Source organism: Methylobacterium terricola, from assembly GCF_006151805.1.
In the GTDB taxonomy this organism is placed as follows: Bacteria; Pseudomonadota; Alphaproteobacteria; order Rhizobiales; family Beijerinckiaceae; genus Methylobacterium; species Methylobacterium terricola.
This window is the reverse complement of the sequence record NZ_VDDA01000001.1, coordinates 456,253-477,493: the sequence shown is the minus strand read 5'-3', so window position 1 is coordinate 477,493 and position 21,241 is coordinate 456,253. Positions and strand designations below refer to the sequence as shown.

General features: G+C 71.3%; 20 protein-coding genes. 17 read left to right on the top strand and 3 right to left on the bottom strand.

Features of this window, described 5'->3' with window-relative positions; all coding sequences use genetic code 11:
- Positions 1–86: 86 nt before the first annotated feature.
- Positions 87–896 carry an alpha/beta hydrolase gene (locus FF100_RS02130; protein ID WP_246101872.1) on the bottom strand — a complete coding sequence of 270 codons (810 nt, stop codon included), beginning with the start codon at positions 894–896 and terminating at the stop codon, positions 87–89.
- A gap of 198 nt (positions 897–1,094) precedes the next feature.
- On the opposite strand from FF100_RS02130, the gene FF100_RS02125 reads away from it, so the two are divergent.
- Together FF100_RS02125 and FF100_RS02120 are read left to right on the top strand one after the other, a co-directional pair.
- Positions 1,095–2,303 carry a pyridoxal phosphate-dependent aminotransferase gene (locus tag FF100_RS02125; RefSeq protein WP_139033902.1) on the top strand — a complete coding sequence of 403 codons (1,209 nt, stop codon included), beginning with the start codon at positions 1,095–1,097 and terminating at the stop codon, positions 2,301–2,303.
- A 140-nt stretch (positions 2,304–2,443) separates the two neighbouring features.
- On the top strand, positions 2,444–3,391 hold the full coding sequence (locus tag FF100_RS02120; protein WP_139033901.1) for a 2-hydroxyacid dehydrogenase: 948 nt from the start codon (positions 2,444–2,446) through the stop codon (positions 3,389–3,391).
- 24 nt (positions 3,392–3,415) lie between these two features.
- Here FF100_RS02120 and FF100_RS02115 read toward each other — a convergent pair whose 3' ends face one another.
- A complete protein-coding gene (locus tag FF100_RS02115) occupies positions 3,416–4,060 on the bottom strand; it encodes a hypothetical protein (protein ID WP_139033900.1) in 645 nt (214 codons plus the stop codon).
- Between the two features lie 569 nt (positions 4,061–4,629).
- Between FF100_RS02115 and FF100_RS02110 the strand changes: the two genes are divergently transcribed.
- The 10 genes from FF100_RS02110 to FF100_RS36855 all read left to right on the top strand — a co-directional run bounded on the left by FF100_RS02110 (position 4,630) and on the right by FF100_RS36855 (position 14,822).
- Complete coding sequence (locus FF100_RS02110) at positions 4,630–4,995, top strand: hypothetical protein (RefSeq protein ID WP_139033899.1); 366 nt, start codon at positions 4,630–4,632, stop codon at positions 4,993–4,995.
- Positions 4,996–5,040: 45 nt separating this feature from the next.
- On the top strand, positions 5,041–6,411 hold the full coding sequence (locus FF100_RS02105) for a PepSY-associated TM helix domain-containing protein (protein WP_139033898.1): 1,371 nt from the start codon (positions 5,041–5,043) through the stop codon (positions 6,409–6,411).
- A 61-nt stretch (positions 6,412–6,472) separates the two neighbouring features.
- Complete coding sequence (locus FF100_RS02100; RefSeq protein WP_139033897.1) at positions 6,473–8,800, top strand: TonB-dependent receptor family protein; 2,328 nt, start codon at positions 6,473–6,475, stop codon at positions 8,798–8,800.
- A gap of 308 nt (positions 8,801–9,108) precedes the next feature.
- Positions 9,109–10,122: a 2-keto-3-deoxygluconate permease gene (locus tag FF100_RS02095; RefSeq protein ID WP_139033896.1), complete on the top strand. Its 1,014-nt coding sequence runs from the start codon at positions 9,109–9,111 to the stop codon at positions 10,120–10,122.
- A gap of 3 nt (positions 10,123–10,125) precedes the next feature.
- Positions 10,126–11,394, top strand: coding sequence for a four-carbon acid sugar kinase family protein (locus FF100_RS02090; protein WP_139033895.1), 1,269 nt, complete (start codon positions 10,126–10,128; stop codon positions 11,392–11,394).
- Positions 11,391–12,389, top strand: coding sequence for a 4-hydroxythreonine-4-phosphate dehydrogenase PdxA (pdxA, locus tag FF100_RS02085; protein WP_139033894.1), 999 nt, complete (start codon positions 11,391–11,393; stop codon positions 12,387–12,389). The genes FF100_RS02090 and pdxA overlap by 4 nt, the downstream gene beginning before the upstream one ends.
- Before the next feature lie 5 nt (positions 12,390–12,394).
- On the top strand, positions 12,395–13,174 hold the full coding sequence (locus FF100_RS02080; RefSeq protein WP_139033893.1) for a DeoR/GlpR family DNA-binding transcription regulator: 780 nt from the start codon (positions 12,395–12,397) through the stop codon (positions 13,172–13,174).
- Positions 13,175–13,353: 179 nt separating this feature from the next.
- Complete coding sequence (locus tag FF100_RS02075; RefSeq protein ID WP_139033892.1) at positions 13,354–13,938, top strand: hypothetical protein; 585 nt, start codon at positions 13,354–13,356, stop codon at positions 13,936–13,938.
- Positions 13,938–14,255, top strand: coding sequence for a winged helix-turn-helix domain-containing protein (locus FF100_RS02070; protein ID WP_246101871.1), 318 nt, complete (start codon positions 13,938–13,940; stop codon positions 14,253–14,255). The genes FF100_RS02075 and FF100_RS02070 overlap by 1 nt, the downstream gene beginning before the upstream one ends.
- Positions 14,256–14,678: 423 nt before the next feature.
- Positions 14,679–14,822 carry a hypothetical protein gene (locus FF100_RS36855; protein WP_171070015.1) on the top strand — a complete coding sequence of 48 codons (144 nt, stop codon included), beginning with the start codon at positions 14,679–14,681 and terminating at the stop codon, positions 14,820–14,822.
- Positions 14,823–14,998: 176 nt separating this feature from the next.
- On the opposite strand, the gene FF100_RS02065 is transcribed toward FF100_RS36855, so the two are convergent.
- On the bottom strand, positions 14,999–16,243 hold the full coding sequence (locus FF100_RS02065) for a metal-dependent hydrolase family protein (protein WP_139033891.1): 1,245 nt from the start codon (positions 16,241–16,243) through the stop codon (positions 14,999–15,001).
- Between the two features lie 231 nt (positions 16,244–16,474).
- Here FF100_RS02065 and FF100_RS02060 point away from each other — a divergent pair, with 231 nt between their 5' ends.
- The 5 genes from FF100_RS02060 (at position 16,475) to FF100_RS02040 (ending at position 21,190) form a co-directional block, all read left to right on the top strand.
- A complete protein-coding gene (locus FF100_RS02060; protein ID WP_139033890.1) occupies positions 16,475–17,128 on the top strand; it encodes a TetR/AcrR family transcriptional regulator in 654 nt (217 codons plus the stop codon).
- A 136-nt stretch (positions 17,129–17,264) separates the two neighbouring features.
- Complete coding sequence (locus tag FF100_RS02055) at positions 17,265–18,128, top strand: ABC transporter permease (RefSeq protein WP_139033889.1); 864 nt, start codon at positions 17,265–17,267, stop codon at positions 18,126–18,128.
- On the top strand, positions 18,128–19,189 hold the full coding sequence (locus tag FF100_RS02050) for an ABC transporter ATP-binding protein (protein WP_139033888.1): 1,062 nt from the start codon (positions 18,128–18,130) through the stop codon (positions 19,187–19,189). Before FF100_RS02055 ends, FF100_RS02050 begins: the two co-directional genes overlap by 1 nt.
- Positions 19,186–20,211, top strand: a complete 1,026-nt coding sequence (locus FF100_RS02045) for an extracellular solute-binding protein (protein WP_139033887.1) — start codon at positions 19,186–19,188, stop codon at positions 20,209–20,211. Before FF100_RS02050 ends, FF100_RS02045 begins: the two co-directional genes overlap by 4 nt.
- Before the next feature lie 151 nt (positions 20,212–20,362).
- Positions 20,363–21,190, top strand: a complete 828-nt coding sequence (locus FF100_RS02040) for an ABC transporter permease (protein ID WP_139033886.1) — start codon at positions 20,363–20,365, stop codon at positions 21,188–21,190.
- The last annotated feature ends 51 nt before the right edge of the window (positions 21,191–21,241 follow it).

The window sequence follows — 21,241 nt, the reverse complement described above, 5'->3', positions numbered from 1 at the left end:
TCCGGGCTTCGCGTCGCGGCCCCGGAATGACGCGGAGGATTTCAGGAGCGCAGCGGCAGGCCGCGGAGCCAGGGCACGCGCACGTCCTAGCCCACCCCCGCCAGCACCTCGACCACCCTCTCGGGATTCGGCACCTCGACATCGTGCGGCACGGCGAGCTCGCGGTACTCCCACCCGGCCTTGGCCTTGGCCCGCTGCCGGCTCGGCTCGATCGAGGCGAGCGCCGGGGCGGTGTAGGCGACGTAGGTCACCGGCAGGCCGGCACCGGCGGGTTTCGAAAGCCGCACCGGACTCTCGTAGGTGCCGATCGGGTGCGGGCGCAGGCGCTGCATGAACCAGTCCTTGGCCGGCCCGGCCGGGATCGGGAAGGCCTCCGGGCCCGGCACCGGCAGGGCGACGCCCGCGCCCTGCTCCAGGGCCGTCTTGCGCCGGGCCTCCGCCATGCCGGCGGGCAGGATCGTGAAGGCGGTGTCGCCGGCCTCGGGAATCAGCGCGTCGAGATAGACGATGCGGCGGATCCGGTCGGTCAGGCGGTCGGCGACCCCGGTCACCGCCATGCCGCCGTAGGAATGCCCGACCAGCACGACGTCGCGCAGGTCCTCGAAGGCGATCACGCCCGCCACGTCGTCGATATGGGTATCGACGGTGATCTGGCGCGAGAGCAGGTGGCTCCGCTCGCCGAGCCCGGTCTGGGTCGGCGTGAAGACCCGGTGACCCTGGCCCCGCAAGGACGCGGCGACGTCACGCCAGATCCAGCCGCCGCCATAGGCGCCGTGTACCAGGACGTAGGTCTTCGAGTCCTGGGGCTTGGGTCCGCCCTGCGCCTGCGCGGCGCCCGTCGAGAGGGCGGCGAGGGCGGTGGCGCCCGCCAGGGCGGTTCTGCGGTTGACCGTCACGTGCTGTTTCCTCCGTTTGTTCGTTCTTGAACCCGTTGTAGCGGCCGACCGGCCCGGATCCAGCGGCGAGGCTTCGCCGCGACGTATGCGCGGGTTGCGGCTCGCGCACGGCACGGCCGGTGCTATGGAGGAACCCAACGACACGCTTGCCGACACGCTTGCCCCTGGCCGGGCATCACACGAGGGCACGAGCCACCGATGACCCACGCGGAGACCGCCACACCGGACCTCGCCGCCGGACTCTCGCCGCGGATGCAGGGCATCGGCACGAGCCAGATCGGCCTCGTCGCCGATCGCGGCCGGGACGACCCCGAGGTGGTCAAGCTGTGGATCGGCGAGGGCGACCTGCCGACGCCGCCCTTCATCGTCGAGGCGGCGCACCGGGCGATGCTGGCGGGCCATACCCGTTACGCCACGTCGCTGGGCGTGCCGCGGCTGCGCGAGGCGTTGAGCGCCTACCACGCCCGGCACTGGGGCGTGGAAATCCCGCCGGAGCGCTTCGCCGTCACGGCTGGCGGCATGAACGCCATCATGCAGGCGGCGCAGGCCCTGCTGGAGCCAGGCGACGAGATCATCATCCCTTCCCCGGCCTGGCCGAACCTGGCGGAGGCCGTGCGGATCACCGGCGGCGTGCCGGTGACGGTGCCCTACCGGGTGCAAGCGGATGGGCGCTTCGCCCTGCCGCTCGCCGACATCGCGGCGGCGATCAGCCCGCGCACCCGGGTGATCGTGGTGAATTCGCCGTCGAACCCGACCGGCTGGACCATGCCGCTCGACGAGATGACGGCGCTGCGCGACCTCGCCCGGGCGCGGGGGCTGTGGATCCTGTCGGACGAGGTCTACGCCCACTTCACCTACGGCAACGCCATCGCGCCGTCCTTCCAGCAGATCTGCACCGAGGACGACCGGCTGATCGTCACCAACACCTTCTCGAAGAACTGGGCGATGACCGGCTGGCGCGCCGGCTGGCTGATCGCCCCGCGCGGCCTGGCCCCCACCTTCGCCAAGCTCGGCCAGTACAACACCACCTCGATCCCGACCTTCATCCAGCACGCCGCCATCACGGCGCTGGAGGAAGGCGACGGCTTCATCCGCCAGATGGTGGCGCGCTGCGCCGAGAGCCGCGAGATCCTGGTCGCGGGGCTGTCTCGCCTGCCCGGCGTCACCGTGTCGGTGCCGGAGGGGGCGTTCTACCTGATGGCCCGGGTTGCGGGCCCCGGAACGCCCCGCCCGGACGAGACCAGCCTCGAGATCGCCTTCCGGCTCCTCGACGAGGCGAAAGTCGGCGTCGCGCCCGGCACCGCCTTCGGGCCGGAGGGCGAGGGCTTCATCCGGCTGTGCTTCGCCATCAGCCCGGACCTCGCCCGGGAGGCGGTGGCGCGCCTCACCCCCGTCCTCGGCCGCTAGCGCAGCGCCCGATCGCGCTGCGGTCGGGCGATGCTCCAAGGCCCCTGATCCAGGTCCCTGATCCGAATCCTTGATTTGTCGCATTTTCTTCGACGAACCGGCATCCGCTTCGTCGGAGGATGCTCTGAAGCGAGACCCCGATGTCCGAGCCGATCGCCTTCCTGGGCAACCTCGACGCCGACGAGGAGGCCGAGTTCCTGGCAGCCCTCGCCCATGCCATGCCGGAGGAGACCGTCCGGCCGTTCCGGACCTTGAGCGAGGCGGAGCGAAGCGGCGTCGGGATCGCGATCGTCGCCAATCCCGACCCGGCCGAGGTCGCGCAGCTGCCGAACCTCGCCTGGATCCAGAGCCTGTGGGCCGGGGTCGAGCGGCTGGTGCGCGATCTCGGGCCTGGATCCGCGCCGATCGTCCGCTTGATCGACCCCGAGCTCGCCCGCACCATGGCCGAGGCGGTGCTGGCCTGGACGTATTATCTCCAGCGCGACATGCCGGCCTATCGCCGCCAGCAGGAGACGGCAACCTGGCGCCAGCTTCCCTATCGCCCCCCGGGCACGACGACGGTGGGGCTGCTCGGCCTCGGGGCACTGGGAAGCGCGGCGGCCGACCGCCTGGCGCAGGCCGGCTTCCGGATCGCGGCCTGGAGCCGCTCGGAGAAGGCCGTGGCGCCGGGCGTGACGGGCTTCTCCGGGCCCGAGGGTCTTGCCGGACTTTTGGGCGTCAGCGACATCGTCGTCTGCCTGCTGCCGCTCACCCCCGAGACCCGCGGCCTCCTCGATGCCGGGCAGCTCGCCGCGATGAAGCCGGGGGCCGGCCTGATCAATTTCGGCCGCGGGCCGATCGTCGTCGCCGACGCGCTGCTGGCCGCCCTCGATGCGGGGCAGCTGTCGCACGCGGTGCTGGACGTGTTCGAGGTCGAGCCGCTGCCGGCGGAGTCGGCCCTCTGGCGCCATCCCGGCGTGACGGTGCTGCCGCACATCTCCGGCCCGACCACCCCGGCGAGCAGCGCCGCGGTCGTCGCCGGCAACGTGCGGGCCTATCGCGCCTCGGGCCGGATCCCGGCGGCGGTGGACCGGGCGCGCGGGTACTGACGGCGCCGGGTTCCGGCCGCCCGGTCAGGCGACGCGCCGGAACAGACGCGACGCCACTCCCTGCGGCTCGGCGGGCCCGCGCGCCGGCTGGGCGGGGAAGGGTGCCGGCTGAGCGGCGAAGGGCGCCGGGGCGGCCTGCCGCAGGCGCTGAAGCCAGTCGAGGGCGCTGCGCGCGGCTTCCTCGGCCTGGGCCGCGCGCCGCTCCGCCGCCTCGATCATCGCCGCCGCCCGCGCCTCTGCGGCCCGCGCGCGATCCTCGGCCGCCCGCACCTTCTCGTCGGCCTCGGTCATGCGCGCGGCGGCCTCGTCGAGCCGTCGATGCGCGCTGCGCAGCAGGTTCTGAGCCTGCATCTCGCGCTGGCGCAGGCCCATCTCGATCTCGCCCGACCTCGGCTGCAAGGCTTGCCCGGTATCCTGCTGCGACGCTGGCCGCCTGCCCTGCCCTCCCCCCTGCCGGGTGTCCTGGGCGACGCTCCGGACCTGGGCGATCAATGCGTCCCAGTCCCGGGCCGGGGATGTTCCATCGACCGGCGGCAGCCCCTCGCGGGCGGTCAGCACGCCGACCGAGCGAATCACGTCCCCGAGATTCGCGATGAAACTCTGCTCGAACCAATCGCTGTCGTCGCCCGGTCGGCGCGCCCGAATGTTGTCGAAGACATCGAGTCCCATGACGGATGGCCTACCAATTCCACGAGTCGGGTGATTTCTGATATAGAAATATTTACTCCATTATGGTTAAAAATGCATTAACAGTCGATCGGCACTGCGGCAGCGAAGGCGTCACGGCAAGTAAACAGGATCTTTACGCGGCCTTCCACGAGCCTGCAATACATGTACAGAGCATGCGGACAAGCGGCGGAGAACCGCCAATGAGCTAACATCACGGAGCGCCGCCGGCCGGGCATTCGACCGGAGCAGGATGAGAAGCCCTGGGGCGGCTCACGCGACTCCGACGGCGTCGCGATCGTGACTGTCTCGGTGTCGGATGCGAGGTCTTCGATATCGAACCGGGTGGCGAGATCGCTCCGGATCGCCTCGGCAGCCGCTCGGCCGGCGCCGGCGACATCGCGGCCGCATCGCGCACAGGCCGGACGACCCGCGGAGTGTCGAAGGCGACGGCCCCCGGCATACTGCCTCCCGAGGCAGAGATCCGCCATCACGACACGGCCGCCGGGAATCCGCCGCAAACCCCTGCTTCTGCCGTTGACGGCTCCGGGCCGGCCGGCCTACCCAAGGCCATGCGCGCCAGCCCGCCGACATGGTCGATCGGTCGCGCGACCATCGCGGTGGTCGCGCTCTACGCGCTGTGCCTGCAGCTCCTGCTCGGCGCCCTGGCCCCGTTGCCCGCCCAGGCCGCCGCCGGCCCGGTGATCTGCCACTCCGACCAGGCGGGCGATCCGGCAGGGAATGGGGCACATTGCGCCCTGCCCTGCTGCGTCGCGGCCCACCACCTGCCCTTCGTGGCCCCGGTGCTCCTCGCCTTCACCCGGCTCGCCTGGGACGGCCCGAGCCCGGCCGACCGCTTCCCGCCCGCCGCCGACGAGAGCCCGGCGCGGGCTCCGCCCGATACCAATACCAGCCCACGGGGTCCGCCGCAGGCCTGATCGATCCTCGTCGCCATCGATCAGCCGCCTCCCGGATCCCGTCTCATGCCCGTCCCGTCTCACGCCCCCGCCGAGGGGGCCGCGCGCTTGCGCGACGCCCTCTATCGCGCGGTGTGGCGCTGGCATTTCTATGCCGGCCTGCTCTGCCTGCCGTTCCTGATCCTGCTCTCCGTCACCGGCTCGCTCTACCTGTTCAAGGACGAGATCGACCGGACGCTGTTCGCGTCCCGCACCGTCGTGGCGGTGCCGGCGACGCCGCCCCTGTCGCCGGAGCGGCTGGTCTTCATCGCCGCCGACGCAGTGCCCGAGGCCCGGCCGACCACCTATGCCAGCCCCGAGGCGCCCGACCGCAGCGCCATCGTCACCATGGCGGGCCCGTCGGGGAAGACCCTGGTCTATCTCGACCCCTATGACGGCGCCGTTCTCGACCGCGTCGGACGCGACGCGGAAGCGATGCGGGTGGTGCGCCGGCTGCACAGCCTGTCGTTCTTCGGTCCGGTGGCGAACGGGCTGATCGAGGTCGTGGCCGGCTTCACCCTGATCCTGGTGCTCAGCGGGATCTACCTGTGGTGGCCGCGGCGCCAGACGGGCGGCGTGGTCTCGGTGCGGGGCAATCCGGGCAAGCGGGTGTGGTGGCGCGACCTGCACGCCGTCACCGGCTTCGTCGCCGGGGCCGGCCTGTTCTTCCTCGCCGCCACCGGGTTGCCGTGGTCGATCGTCTGGGGCGATCAGCTCCGGGCGGTCTCGAACCGCGCCGGCCTCGGCTTGCCGAACGCGCTCTGGGCCGGCGTGCCGGCCTCGGCGGTGCCGATGGGCGAGGTGCTCGACACCACCGGGTGGGCTCTCGAGACCGCGCCGGTGCCGCGCTCGCAGGGTCAGGACGGCGTGCCGATCGGCATCGACCGGGCGGCCGAGATCCTGACCAGGCTCGGCATGCCGCCGGGCTACGAGCTGGCGCTGCCGGAGGGGCCGACCGGCGTCTACGCCGCCGCCGCCTATCCGCGCGACGTCACCCGCCAGCGGATGATCTCCCTCGACCAATATACCGGCCGGCCGCTGGTCAACGTCTCGTTCGGCGAGATCGGCCTCGTCGGGCGCGGGATCCAGTACGGGATCGGGCTGCACAAGGGAGAGTATCTGGGTCGGCCCAACCAGCTCCTGATGCTGGCCTTCTGCCTTGCCACGATCCTGCTCGCGGTCTCCGCCGCGGTGATGTGGTGGAAGCGCCGGCCGAAGGGCCGCCTCGGCGTGCCGGCCTGGCCGGACGACCGTCGGGCGGTTGCCGGGGTCACCGGCCTGGTCCTCGCCATGGGCGTCGCCTTCCCGCTGACCGGGCTGGCGATCCTGGCGATGATCGCGACCGACGCGGCCCTCCTCGGCCTGCGGCGCGGCCTCCGGCGGCCGGCGACGGCCTGACGCCACCCTTTGCGGGCGGCCGACGGCCGCTCTCCGTCCTGTTCTCGACGAGACTTCCCCGATGCCGCGCCTCCCCGGTTCCGGCGTGCGACCCCGCGCGCTCGCCCTCCTGCTGACCCTCGCCCAAGGCCCTGCCCTCGCCCAAGGTCCTGCCCTCGCCCAAGGCACCGGCTCCCCGGACACCATCGCCCTCGACGAGATCTCCGTCGCCGGCGCGAGCCCGCCCGGCCCCGCCTTCGGCGTCGCCGCCCCGCCGGGCTCGGCCCCGAGCGTGATCGAACACCCGGTCGGCGAGATCGTGACGGCGATCGGCCGGCGGGACACGATCGCCGACCGCCCGGCCACCACGATTGGTCAGGTGCTCGTCAACAGCCCCGGCGTGACCGTGCGCCAGGGCAACGGACCCCGCGACGTGGTGGTGTCGATCCGCGGCAACAACGCCCGCTCGACCGGCGTGACCAAGAACATGGTGGTGCTGGAGGACGGCTTCCCGCTCACGCAAGCCGACGGCGCCTCGCGCTTCGACCTGACCGATCCGCGCGCCTATTCCCGCATCGACGTCTTCCGCGGGCCGCAATCCCCCCTGTTCGGCAACTACGCCACCGGTGGAGCCTTGGCGTTCCGCACCCGCACCGGCCGCGAGATCGACGGCTACGAGATCGGCGTCGATGCCGGCAGCTTCGGTCACCTCAACCATTACCTTGCCGTCGGTGGGGTGAGCGGTCCCACCGAGATCAGCCTGTTCGCCAGCGATTTCCGCCTCAACGGCTTCCAGGACCATGCCAGCGCCAACACCCAGACGGTCAACCTGCTGGCGAGCTATACCCCCAGTCCGGACAACCGCTTCACCCTGAAGGTGATCAACAACCTCGTCGACGTCGACTTGGCCGCCCGCTCGTCGCTGGCGCAGTACCGGATCAACCCCTACCAGCGCGGCTGCGCCACCGCCGCCAACGCGGCCGCGGGCTGCACCACCTTCAACCTGTTCCGCAACGGCGCCTTCGGCGCCACCGTGCCGGTGACGGCGAGCGAGGGCGCCTTCGGCCGCAACGACCGGCGCACGATCATCGCCGGACGCTGGGAGCACGACATCGACGCCCACACGACCTGGCGCACGCAGGTCGGCTTCGACGAGCGCAACTTCGACCAGCCGTTCTACACCACGTCCTCGCGCGGCAGCTATCCGTCGTACAATGTCCTGACAGACGTCACCCATCGCGGCGAGGTGTTCGGCCTGCCGGCGGTCGGTTACGCGGCTTTGTCCTACAACGCCATCGACAGCCATATCGCGCTCTACAACCGCGCGCCCTATGGCGGGCCGCGCCTCGGCGCGCTCACCAGCAACCAGGAGGCGGTGCAGTCGAATCTCGGCGGCCGGGCCCAGGGCGAGATCGCGCTGTCGGACCGATGGACCGGGGTGCTCGGCGTCTCGGCCGAGAATACCTGGCTCAAGGGCCGCACCTTCACCTACAGCTATTCCGCCGCCGGCACGCGCACGACGCTCGCCGACATCGACCGCAGCTTCCTCAACGTCGCGCCGGAACTGGCGCTGGTCTACCGGCCCGACGAGGCCTGGGCCTTCCGCGGCCGGGTCGCCACCGGATATGCGACGCCGGCAGCGAGCAACCTGTTCGTCACGCCCGCCGGCGTGCCGGGCAACAACACCGACCTGCGCACCCAGACCAATCTCGGCTTCGATCTCGGCGCCGACTGGTCGCCCCTGCCGAACTTACGCCTGAGCCTCACCGGCTTCTACGAGTTCTTCCGCAACGAGCTCGTCACCCAGTCGCCGGGGGCGGGCCTGCTCAGCTACACATTCAACGCCCCGGCCTCGGAGCATCGCGGCATCGAGGCCGGCGCCGAATGGGCGTTCTCGCCCGGCTGGCGCGCCACCGCGGCCTACGGCCTCAACGACCAGTTCTACACCCGCTACGTCGAGCAATTGAGCGCCGGCAGCCTCACCGCGCGGTTCGACCGGGCCGGGCGGCTGATCCCCGGCGTGCCGGCCCACCAGCTCCTCGCCCGCATCGGCTACGACCAGCCCTCCGGCCCGCTCAAAGGCGCCGGCGCCTTCGTCGAGGCGGTCTACCAGGACGGCTTCTTCCTCGACAACGCCAACCTGCTGAAAGCCCCGGGCTACACGATCGTCAATGCCAACATCCACTACGACACCGACCTGATCGGCTCGTACGCCAAGCGCCTCAGCCTCTACGTCGAGGTGCGCAACGTGCTCAATACGACCTACATCGCCTCGGCCCAGCCGCTGGCGAACTCGATCAGCGCGGTGACCGGGCTGCAGAACGGCGCGGGCGTGCTCGCCACCACCACCGGCTCGATCTTCGCCGGCGCACCGCGGAGCGTCGTCGGGGGGATGAAGCTGGCGTTCTGAGGTGAGTTCCCTCGGCGGGCGACGTCCAGTCACCTCGAGTCATCGCATCCTCCGCGTCATTCCGGGCTCCGCTGCGCGGCCCCGGAATGACACCGAGGGTGGCATGGCTCGTTGAGCGGATCGGCCGATGGCCGGACCTCCGCCCACCATCCGCCACTGCGCATCGATCGTCGCACACCCCTGGCCCTCTGCGCATTTCGCGCATATCACGCACCATGCGGGTTGACTCCTCTCCGCTATTGCGCCCATCAGGCGCTAACAGCAGCCTATCGCGCACTTCATGCGCGATCCGCGCAAAGGAGGAACGCATGGGCGAGGTACGGATCAAGCGCGCGATCGAGCGCGTGCCGGGCGGGATGATGGTGGTGCCGCTGCTCGTCGGCGCGGTGATCGCCACCCTGTTCCCGACCACCCCGAAGGTGTTCGGCTCGTTCACCGGGGCCCTGTTCACCGGGGCGCTGCCGATCCTCGCGGTGTTCTACGTCTGCATGGGCGCGAGCATCGATTTCCGCGCCACGCCCTACATCGTGAAGAAGGGCGGCACGCTGCTCGTCGTGAAGGTCGGGGTCGCGATGATCCTCGGGGTGATCTTCGGCCGGCTGCTCGGCGAGGCGCCGATCGGGGCCGGCGTGTTCGCCGGGCTCTCGACGCTGGCGATCGTGGCCGCCATGAACGACACCAATGGCGGGCTCTACATGGCGCTGATGGGCCAGTACGGCCGGCCGCGGGATGTCGGCGCCTATACGATCATGTGCCTCGAATCCGGGCCCTTCCTCACCATGCTGACCCTCGGTGTCGCCGGCCTGTCGGCGTTTCCCTGGCAGACGATGGTCGGCAGCATCCTGCCGCTGGTCGTCGGCATGATCCTCGGGAACCTCGACCGCGAGATGCGCGCCTTCCTCGGCCGCGCCGTGCCGGTGATGATCCCGTTCTTCGCCTTCGCCCTCGGCACCGGGCTCGACCTGACCAAGATCTGGCAGGCGGGGCTGCTCGGCCTCGGGCTCGGCGTCGCCGTGGTGGTGGTGACCGGCATCCCGCTGTTCTTCGCCGACCGGCTCACCGGCGGCACCGGGGTGGCCGGCGTCGCCGCCTGCTCGACCGCCGGCAATGCCGCCGCGGTGCCGGCGATCATCGCCGCCGCCAACCCGGCCTATGCCGAGGCCGCAGCGCCCGCGACGGTGCTGGTGGCCGCGACCGTGGTGGTCACCGCGATCCTGACGCCGCTCGCCACCGCCTGGACCGCCCGGCACTTCGGCGAGCCGGTCGAGCCCGAGGCCGCGGCCGAGCTGGACGCGGCTCCGCCGGTGCCGGAGCGGGCCTGAGCCATGGCGTCCCGCTGGCTCATTCTCGCCGACGACCTCACCGGCGCGGCCGATTGCGCCATCGCCTTCGCCCGGCGCGGCCGCTCGGCGGTCGTGCAATGGGGCGAGGCCGGCGGCGCGGCGGAGGAGGACGTCGTGTCCCATGACGCCGACAGCCGGCAGCTCGGCGCGGCGGCAGCCGCCTCGCGCCACGCCGCCCTCGCCGGTCGGCTGCACCGCCCGGACGTGCGGGTGTTCAAGAAGATCGACTCGACCCTGCGCGGGCAGCCGGCGGCGGAACTCGCCGCCACCCTGGCGGTGGTGCGCGAGCACGCGGGCGCGGCCTTCGGCATCCTGGCGCCGGCCTTCCCGGCGACCGGGCGCACCACGAGGGACGGGCGGATCCTGGTCGCGGGCCGTCCGCTCGAGGAGACCGAGCTCTGGCGCCGCGACCACACCTACCCGACCGGCGCACTCGCCGCGATGCTGGACGCGGCCGGCCTCGCGAGCACGCTGATCGCTCTCGACACCGTGCGGGCCGGGGACGACGCGTTGCGCGCGGCCCTCGCCGCTGCCGCCCGGGACTCGGCGGTCGCGGTGGTCGACGCGGCGCGGGACGACGACCTCGCGCGCATCGCCGCCGCCGGCCTCGCCCTCGGCACGCACGAGACCCTGGGCAAGGGCCCGCTCTGGATCGGCAGCGCCGGCCTCGCCCACGCCCTCGCGGCGGCCGAGCCGGCACCGCCCGCCCCGGCCCCTTCCGTCGCGAGCGGCCCGGGCGGCACGCTCGTGGTCGTGGGGAGCCTGGCGGCGATCTCCCGCGCGGCGGCCCGCAAGCTCGCGGCGGAGCCGCGCATGCGCCACGTCCCGGTCGCGCCCGACTGGCTGCTCGGCGCCGACGAAGACGAGCGCCGAGGCTGGTGCGCGACCGTGGCGGCGCGCCTCGCGGTCGGGGACGACGTGCTGGTCGAGGTCGCGATGGGCGAGGCGCCGGATCTGCGCGTCGGATCGCGCCTCGCCGCGTCCCTCGGCGCGCTGCTCGCCCCGACCGCCCGCCATCTCGGCGGCCTCGTGGCCACCGGCGGCGAGACCGCGGCGGCTTTGCTGGCCCATTTCGGGGTCGAGGGCCTGGTGCTGATCGACGAGATCGAGCCCGGTGTCTCCCTCGGCGTGACGCGGGGGCGCATCACGGTGCCGATCGTCACCAAGGCCGGCGCCTTCGGCAGCGAGGACACGCTCGCGCGCGCTATCCATCACCTCCGGGCCATCAGACACGAAGGGTCTCCGACATGAGCCGACCGACCGTCGCGATCACCATGGGCGATGCCTCCGGCATCGGGCCCGAGATCATCATGAAGGCGCTCGCCCGGCCCGACATCGCGGCGCTCTGCCGGGCGGTGGTGATCGGCGATGCGGAGCGCCTGCGCGAGGCCGGCGCCATCGTCGGGACCTCCCTCACGGTCCGGCCGATCGCCTCGCCCGGGGAGGCGGTCCACGCCCCCGGCACCGTCGAGTGCGTCGATCTCGGGCTGATCCCGCCGGGGCATCCGTTCGGCCAGGTCTCGCCGGTCTCCGGCGAGGGGGCGTTCCGCTACATCGAGCGCGCCGTCCAGGTCGTCCAGGCCGGCCAGGCCGCCGCGATCTGCACGGCCCCCTTGAGCAAGGAGGCCCTGCACGCCGCCGGCCACAAGTATCCGGGCCATACCGAGCTGCTGGCCGAGCTCACCGGCACGCCGGAGGTCTCGATGATGCTGGTCTCGCCCAAGCTCCGGGTGATCCACGTCACGACGCATATCGGGCTGATCGACGCCATCGCGCGGATCGAGCCGGGGCTGGTCGAGCGGGTGATCGCCCGGGGGCACGACACCCTGGTCAAGGCCGGCATCGCGAATCCGCGGATCGGCGTCTGCGCGATCAACCCCCATGCCGGTGAGAACGGCCTGTTCGGCCGCGGCGAGGAGGCGGAGAAGATTACGCCAGCCGTGGAGGCCTGCCGCGCGAAGGGCTGGCGGGTCGAGGGACCCTTGCCCGCCGACACGCTGTTCTTCCTCGCCGGCCGGGGCGACTACGACATCGTGGTGGCGATGTACCACGACCAGGGCCACGGCCCGATCAAGGTGCTGGGGCTGGAGGCGGGGGTGAACATCACCGTCGGCCTGCCGGTGATCCGCACCTCGGTCGATCACGGCACCGCCTTCGACATCGCCGGCAAGGGCATTGCCGACGAGGGCTCGCTGGTCGAGGCCCTGCGCCAGGCGGTCGACCTCGCCCCGCGCCGGGCGGTCTGACGCCCATGACCCGCGGCCGGCACCGTCACCCGCTGCTGCTGGAGGCGCTTCAGGCCGGCGAGGTCGTGGTCGAGGAGCTGGCGGAACGCTTCGGCGTCTCCGCCTCGACGATCCGGCGCGACCTGCAGCAGCTGGCGAGCGAGAAGACGATCCGGCGCACCTATGGCGGCGCGGTGATCGCACACCCCCTTCCCGAGACCAGCCTGCCGGAGCGCGAGGCGCAGGCCCGGCCCGAGAAGGCCGCGATCGCGAAGGCCGCCCTGGCCCTGCTGGCCGAGGACGACATCCTGGTCCTCGACGGCGGCTCGACGGTGGCGGCCTTCGGGGCGGGGCTCGTGGCCGGGGCCGGGGCTGTGGGGCGCCGCCACGCGATCATCACCAACAACCTGTCGCTGGTGGGCGTGCTCGCCGGCATGCCCGGCCTCGCGCTCACGGTGCTCGGCGGCGCGGTGCGCCCCGGCAGCATGAGCACGCTGGGCCCACTGGCGGAAGCCTCCCTGCGCCGTCTCACCGCCGACAAGGCGGTGGTGAGCGGCGACGGCTTCGTCGCCGGCCGCGGCCTGTGCGAGGCGGCGATCGAGCAGGTCTCGCTCAAGTCGCTGATGATGGAGCAGGCGGCCGAGGTCGTGGTGCTGATGGATTCGTCCAAGCTCGGCCGCGCGACGCAAGGCGCCTGGGCGCCGCTGCCGCGGCGCTGGACCCTGGTGACCGATGCCGGCGCGACGGAGGCGCAATGCGCGGAGGCCGAGGAGGCGGGGGCGCGGGTGGTGCGGGCGCCCGCCTGACCGCCCGAGAGATCCGTCCTGATCCGGGTAGGCGGGCGGTTCGCGCATCCCGCCCTGACCGGTCGCCCCGGAGAGCCGCGCGGGCCTCGCAGGCGACGCCCCCGCCATGTCGGTCGCGAGACATCTTGAGCGGCAGAACACTCTGTATTACAGAGTTATCTGTAGATAGGAGACATCCCATGACGACCCCGAACTCGGCCCAAGCGCGCGACGACGCACGTCTCGCTCTGGCCGCGGCGGATGACGGCGAGAGCCGCCTGCTTGCCGCCATCACCTACGGTCGGGCCAGCCCCTACCTCATGCTCTGGGGTCTCGCCTGGATGGCGGGATTCGTCGGCACCTTTCTCGCGCCCGAGCGCACGGGCACCATCTGGCTGGCCGTGACCGCCCTGGGTTGGGCAACGACGCTTCTTCTCGCTCTCGTGCAGCGCCGCACCGGCCGGGAGCGGCGCGTCGGGCTCGGCGCTCGCTACAGCGTCTCGGCGATGCTCATGAGCGCCTATGCCGCGCTCTGGGCCTTCGTCCTGCTCTCGGGGCATGCGAATGCCGTCGGCATCTATGCGGGCACCGTCACGGGCTTCGCCTACCTCGTCGCCGGACTCTGGCGCGGGCCGTTGCTCGCGGTCCTGGGCGGCGCCTTGACAGCCTTGTTCCTCGCGGGTTTCGCGATGCCGCCCACGGGGTTCCTGCTCTATGCCGGCCTGCTCGGCGGCGGCGGCCTGGTTGCTGCCGGCCTGCTGTTGGCGCGGCGTGACCCAACCTGATGTCTGGACAGATGCCTGGCGATCTCGACGCGATCATTCATACGCCGGCACGGCTGCGGATCATGGCAGCCCTCGCCGCGAGTCCTGAGGGGAGCTTGCTGGAGTTCAAGCGCCTGCGGGCTCTGCTCGGCCTGACGGACGGCAACCTCGGTGCCCATATCGCCACACTCGAAGGCGCGGGCTACGTCGCGGTGACCAAGGATTTCGAGGGGAAGCGTCCACGAACACGGGTCGCCGTGACAAAGGCGGGCTATGCGGCCTACCTGGCGCATGTCGCGGCTCTGCGCGCCATCCTCGACGGAAGCGATATCGGCTGACCTCGCCGGCGGCTTACGCCTCCGGAGGCGGGAGCACTCGCCTCCCTCGACGGCCCTCCGCACGGTCAAGCGGCTGGTGTTCTGGCTGCATGCCCCTGATTGTGGCGCATTGTCCGCAACGGTCCGGCATCCGTCTCGTCGGAAAAGGCTCTCATACCGCCGCGCCTTCGGACGGATCCGTTCGAAGGCGCAAGGCAAGCCCGAACGGGCGCCGGTGCGGGCGGTGCGCCCGACCCCGCGGGAAAGAATACCTACGTACGCAAAGATCTAACAGATCAAGCCATTGCGCAGCTTATCATTCTCATGTTTCCAATGTTTTCTGTATGTAACGGCATTCGGGAAGGCCTGGACATATTTCGTCAAATCAAGGAATTTTTAACCACGGCAGCGACCTGAGATCTGCCGACAACAGAGAATGGCATCATGAAGACGCTCGACGCCAAGTCCCTCGGTTCCATCGCCGGCGGCTGCTGCAAGCCGGCCTGCCCCCCGCCCTGCCCGCCGCCGGCGCCGGTCTGCCCGCCGCCGGCCCATACCTGCGGCAGCGTCAAGTCGGGCTGCTGCTGAGACCGCGGGCCGTCCGAGCGCGCAGGACCCTCTGCGCGGCGGGACGGCACGCCATCATCGCCGGACGAAGCGCGGGATCTTCCCCTTACCGCCGGCGGGAAGGCCGTCGGAGGAGGATCCCGCGCCCGTCACCTCCCCCGGACACCCCTGCGGAGGGCGAGCGGCCCTCGCGCCGGTCAGGCGGCCAGATCGTCCTTCACGAAGCGCCCGTCGATCATGATCGCCCGCATGTGCCGGCCCTGGCCGGTCAGCAGCGAGAGGTCGGCGAGGGGATCGCCGTCGACCACGATCAGGTCGGCGAAGGCGCCGGGCGCCACCAGCCCGGCCTTGCCCTCCAGGCGCACGACCTTGGCGGCGTTGATCGTGGCCGAGCGGATCACCTCGATCGCCGGCAGGCAGCGGCCGCGGATCACGAACTCCTCCGACTGGTGGCGGTGCATCTCGCCGAGGAGGTCGGTGCCGTAGGCCATCATCACGCCGGCGTCGCGCAGGGTCTCGAGGGCGGCAAGGCCCGCCTCGCGCACGTCCTCGATCTTGGCGACCGAGGCCGGCGGCAAGCCGAGGGACGCGCCCTCCTTGGCGAGCGCGTCGAAGGTGACATTGGTCGGCACCACGTAGGCGCCCTTCTCGCGGATCAGCCGGGCGGTCTCAGGGCGCACCAGGTTGCCGTGCTCGACCGAGATCACCCCGTTCTCCACCGCCCGGCGGATCGCCTCGTCGGTGTAGAGATGGGCCGCGACATAGGTCTGGGCGTTGTTGGCCTCCTCGACGATCGCCCGCAATTCGTCCACCGAGTAGCCCAGGAAGGCGATCGGGTCGGTCGGCGAGGAGACGCCGCCATTGGCCATGATCTTGATGAAGTCCGCCCCGGCCTTGATCTCCTCGCGCGCCACCCGGCGCACGGCGTCGACCCCGTCGCAGACCCGCCCCATCGCGCCGAGCTTGGTGCCGTAATGGCTCACGTCGCGGGCATGGTAGCGGCCGCGATAGTCGGTGTGGCCGCCGGTCTGCGACAGGGCCTTGCCGCAGATCACGAGACGCGGGCCGTCGATCAGGCCTTCGCGCACCGCCATCACCAGGCCGTGATCGGCCCCGCCGAGATCGCGCACGGTGGTGAAGCCGCGCATCAGCATCCCGCGCATGATCTTGGCGGTGCGCAGAGCCACGAGCGAGTCCGGCAGGTCGGCATTGGCGCCGAGATCGGGGATCGTCGCGATGACGTGGACGTGGCAGTCGATCAGGCCCGGCATCAGCGTGCGGCCGGCGAGGTCGATCACCCGGGCCGTGGATGCGGTCAGCGGCCGGTCCGACACCTCGCGGATCGTACCGCCCTCGACCAGCACGTCCTGGCCCTCCAGCGCGGTGTCGTGGGTGCCGTCGAGGATCCGGGCGTTGCTGAACAGGACGAGGTCGGCGCTCATGCGGGCGGTCTCTTCTCCAGAGCATTGTCCGACGACGTGGATACCGGTTCGTCGCAGAACATGCGGGACAATCGGAAGCTTGGAGCACCGCCCGCTCGCAGCGCGGTCGGGTCGTGCTCCGGTACGGCGCGACCGGGGGATGAGGGCGCGCGACGCCCGGCGACACACTGGACAGAGCGAAAAAAACAGGCAAGCTTGTTTTTTTCGCAGGCGCCCATGCCCGGAGGATCGGTGACGCGGACCGGACGGCCACCGCAGGCGCGCAGCCTCGCCACCCGCGAGCGGGTGGTGCGCGCGACGATCGACGAGATCCACGCCGTCGGCTACCACGCGGCGACGACCCAGGCGATCGCCGCGCGGGCGCAGGTCTCGCGCGGGGCGCTGCTGCACCATTTCCCGACCCGGGCCGACCTCGTGCGGGCGGCGCTCGAGACCCTGCTCGACGACGGCACCGCCGAAATCCGGTCGGTGTCGCGGGACGTGCGCTCAGGGACGCTGCCGCTCGCCGATTTCCTCGACTTCCTGTGGCCGCTCTTCTCCGGCCGGTTCTTCCATCTCTCGCTGGAACTGATCAACGAGGCGCGCACGGACGTCGCGCTGCGGGAATCGCTGATCCCGGTGGTGCAGCATTTCCACGCCGCCCTCGACGCGATCTGGGCCGAGTTCTGCGATGCCGACGCGCGGCCGCCCCGGGAGGCCCGGATCATCCTGAACCTCACGGTGAACCTGATGCGCGGCATGGGCGTGCAGACGGTGCTGCGCCCCGATCCCGACTATTACCGCGACCTGGTCGAGGCCTGGAAGGCGGTGCTGCCGCAACTGATCGCCGGCCCGGCGGGCGACGCCGCCTTCGCCGGCCCGCGCTTCCGCGAGGCGGTGGCGTGAGCAGGCCGGATCCCGGGCCGCCGCTTGGCATCCGTCTTGCCAACGAGGCCAACGCCTGTCTTGCCAGCAGGCCCGGCACCTGTCTTACAAATAGGTCAGCTGCGCCGCAGCCTTCCGACCTCAAACCGTGAACCGCATGAGCGTCGCCTCCCTCTCCTCCGCCGCGACAGCCCCGGCCGCGGCCGGTCCCGGCCTGTCGGTCCGGCTCGGCCGCCTCGCCGTCTCCGCCGCTCTCGTCCTCGCCTACGCGATCGTCTTCGCGCCGATCGTGATGGTGATCGTCACCTCGTTCTTCGACCAGGAGATCGTCACCTTCCCGCCGGAGGGCCTGACCTGGCGCTGGTACCTCAACGCCTGGGCGCAGCGCGACTTCGCCCGCGGCTTCCTCACCTCGCTCCAGATCGCGCTCGCCGCGACCGCGATCGGGGTGCCGCTCGGCACGGCCGCGGCCTTGGCGCTGGTGCGGGGCAACATCCCGGGCCGCGGTATCATCAGCACCTTCCTGCTGGCGCCGCTCGCGGTGCCGGCGATCGTCGCCGGCTCGGCCCTCTACATGTTCTACCTCCGGGCCGAGGACTGGCTCGACCTGGACATCAAGGCGACGCTGGGCGGCCTCGTCGCCGCCAACGTGCTGATCACGATCCCCTGGACGGTGCGCCTCGTCACCGCGAGCCTGTCCGGCCTCGACCGCGCGGCGGAGGAGGCGGCGGCCAATCTCGGCGCCCGTCCGCTCACGGTGTTCCGGCGCATCACCCTGCCGATGCTGCGGCCCGGCATCGTCGCGGCGGCCCTGTTCTCCTTCGTGGCGAGCTTCGAGAACCTCGAACTCAACCTCCTCCTCGTCGGCCCGGGTCGCACCACGCTGCCCGTCGCCATGCTGAGCTACCTGGAATTCCGAATGGACCCGACCCTGGCCGCCGTCGCGACCGCGCAGATCCTGATGGTGACGATCCTGATGCTGGTCACCGACCGGTTCGTGAAGCTTTCGCGGATCGTCTGATGGGCACGCTCCTCCTCGACGGCGTCACCAAGCGCTACGGCGAGGCGACCGCCGTCGCCGGCGTCGACCTCGACATCCGCCAGGGCGAACTCGTGGCGCTCCTCGGCCCCTCCGGCTGCGGCAAGACCACGACGTTGCGGATGGTCGCGGGCTTCATCGAGCCGACCGCCGGCCGCGTCGTGATCGGCGGGCGCGACGTGACGCGGCTGCCGCCCTATGCCCGCGACACCGGCATGGTGTTCCAGTCCTACGCGCTGTTCCCGCATATGAGCGTCGCCGACAATGTCGGCTTCGGGCTCGAGATGCGGAAGGTCGGCAAGGCCGAGCGCGACCGGCGCATCGCCGAGGCCCTGCGGCTGGTCCGCCTCGACGCGCTCGCCGACCGGCTGCCGCGCCAGCTCTCCGGCGGGCAGCAGCAGCGCGTCGCGCTCGCCCGCGCGCTGGTGGTGAGCCCGGCGGTGTTCCTCCTCGACGAGCCGCTGTCGAACCTCGACGCCAAGCTGCGCTCCGAGGTCGGGCTCGAGATCCGCGACTTGCAGACGCGCCTCGGCCTCACCACCCTGATGGTCACCCACGACCAGGACGAAGCCCTCGCCATGGCCGACCGGCTGGTGGTGATGGAGCACGGCCGCGTGCTCCAGGTCGGCAGCGCCGAGGACCTCTACGAGCGCCCGGCCAACACCTTCGTCGCCGGCTTCGTCGGGCGCTGCAACCTGCTCGGCGGCACCCGCGAGGGCGCCGAGGTGTTCCGCCTGGCGAGCGGCGCCGCCGTCCCCTGCGCGCCCGGCACGGCCGCCCCGGACGGCATGCTGGCGATCCGGCCCGAGCGGATCGAGGTCGCGCCCGATCCCGCCGGCTCCGGCCGGCTGCGGGCCGTGACCTATCTCGGCGCCCGCACCGAGTATCACCTGGACCTCGCCGGCGAGGCGATCGTCGCGGTGACCTCCACCCCCTTGGGCGACGATCCCCGGCGCCGCCTCGCCGCCGGCGATCCCGTCCGCATCACCTGGGCCGCCGATGCGGCCCGCGTCATCCCCGCAGCAGAAAGCCCCGCCCGATGATCACCCGTCGCTCCCTGGTCGCCGGCACCGCCGCCCTCGGCCTCGCCGGCACCCTCCCCGCCCGGGCGCAGTCCTCGTCGATCGTCGTCGGCACCTGGGGCGGCGATTACGGCGCGCTCCTGCAGCAGAACATCGACGTCCCGCTGATGAAGCCGCAGGGCATCGAGGTGTCGCAGGACATCGCCAACCAGGATCCCCGCCGCACCAAGCTGATCGCCGAGCGCACCAGCCGCCGCTCCAGCATGGACGTCGCCTGCATCAACGACATCGACAGCTACATGCTGAGCCAGCTCGGCGTGCTGGAGACCGTGCCGGTCGCCGAGGTGCCGCGGCTGTCGCAGGTGGTCGACGTCTTCCGCAAGCCGCACTCGATCCCGCACATCTACTCGGCGCTGGTCGTGCTCTACAACCCGAGCAAGGTCACGACGCCGCCGACCCGCTACGCCGACATCTTCGACCCGAAATACAAGGGCCGGGTCGGCCTCTCCGACATCCTCTGGAACTTCAACATGGCCGGCGCCAATATCGGGGCCGGCGGCACGCCGACCGACTTCACCAAGGGCAAGGCCGCCCTGATGGACCTGAAGGCGCTCCAGCCCAAGGTCTATCCCTCGAACGAGACCCTGGCCGCGGCGCTCAAGTCCGAGGAGGTGTGGATCTCGCTGATGTGGCTCGCCCGCGGCTTCATGTGGAAGCAGGCCGGGATCCCGGTCGAGATGGCGATTCCCGAGGAGGGCGCGCTGCCGATCCTGTTCGAAGCCGGCGTGCCGAAGAACTCGCGGGCGAAGGACGGCGCCTTCAAGTACCTGAACGCCATGCTCGACCCGCAGGCCCAGGTCGCCTTCGCCCGCAAGATGGGCTACGTGCCGACCGTCAAGGACGCCAAGCTGCCCGAGGACCTGGCCAAGCAGATCAGCCTGACGGAAGCCCAGCAGGCCAAGCTCCGCCCGCTCGACTATGCGACGATGCAAGCGCAGCAGGGGGCGTTCTCTGACTTCTGGAACAAGGAATTCAAGGCGTAAGCTGTTGGATTGACCTGCTCGACAGGCATTCCATCCTCCGCGTCATTCCGGGGCCGCGTCGCGGAGCCCGGAATGACCCTATGGGGTGGAGGGGTGATGACCGCATCTCCTCCGCCGGCAATCGACGATCCTTCGAAACCAAAGGTCCGCCGTGTTCGCCCTCATCCTGCCGGCCTTCCTCGTCGTCGCCGCGCTGCTGGTCGGCCCGATGGTGCTGCTCGCGCGCATCTCGCTCAACCAGTACAGCCCGACGCAGCTGATGATCGAGGCGACGACGGCGCAGAACTACCTCAACGCCGTCTCGGACCCGTATTACCGCGGCGTGATGGGCACGACGCTGCTCATGGCCTTCGCCTGCACGGCCCTGACCCTGGCGCTCGGCTTCCCGGCGGCCTACCGGCTCGCCCGGATGGAGAGCCGCTGGAAGAGCCTCGTCACCGTCATGACCCTGATCCCGCTCCTCGTCGGCAACGTCGTGCGGGCGGCGGGCTGGCTCGGGCTGCTCGGCAATGACGGGTTCATCAACGCCTCCTTGCGCGGCCTCGGCCTGATCTCGCAGCCGCTGCAACTGATCTACACCCCCGGGGCGGTGGCGGTCGGCACGATCGCGGTGGTGCTGCCCTACATGATCCTGACCCTGTCCTCGGTGATCGAGAGCATCCCGCGGGCGGTCGAGGAGGCGGCGGCCAATCTCGGGGCGAGCGCGCTGACGGTGTTTCGCCGCGTGGTATGGCCGCTGGCGCTGCCCGGCACGGTGGCGGGCTGCGTCCTCGTCTTCATCCTGTGCATGAACACCTACGCGACCGCGGTGCTGCTCGGCGGCTCGCAGTTCAAGATGATGGCGCCCGCCGTCTACGACCAGTTCTCCCGGGGCATGAACTGGCCGTTCGGCGCTGCGCTGGCCTTCATCCTGCTCGCCGCGACCCTGCTGCTGACGGTGCTCGGCACCGCCCTCCTCGGCCGCCGCTACGCCCGCTGAGCGGCCTCGCTCTCGCATCGTGCCCGGCGCCGAACCGGTGACCGTCACGGC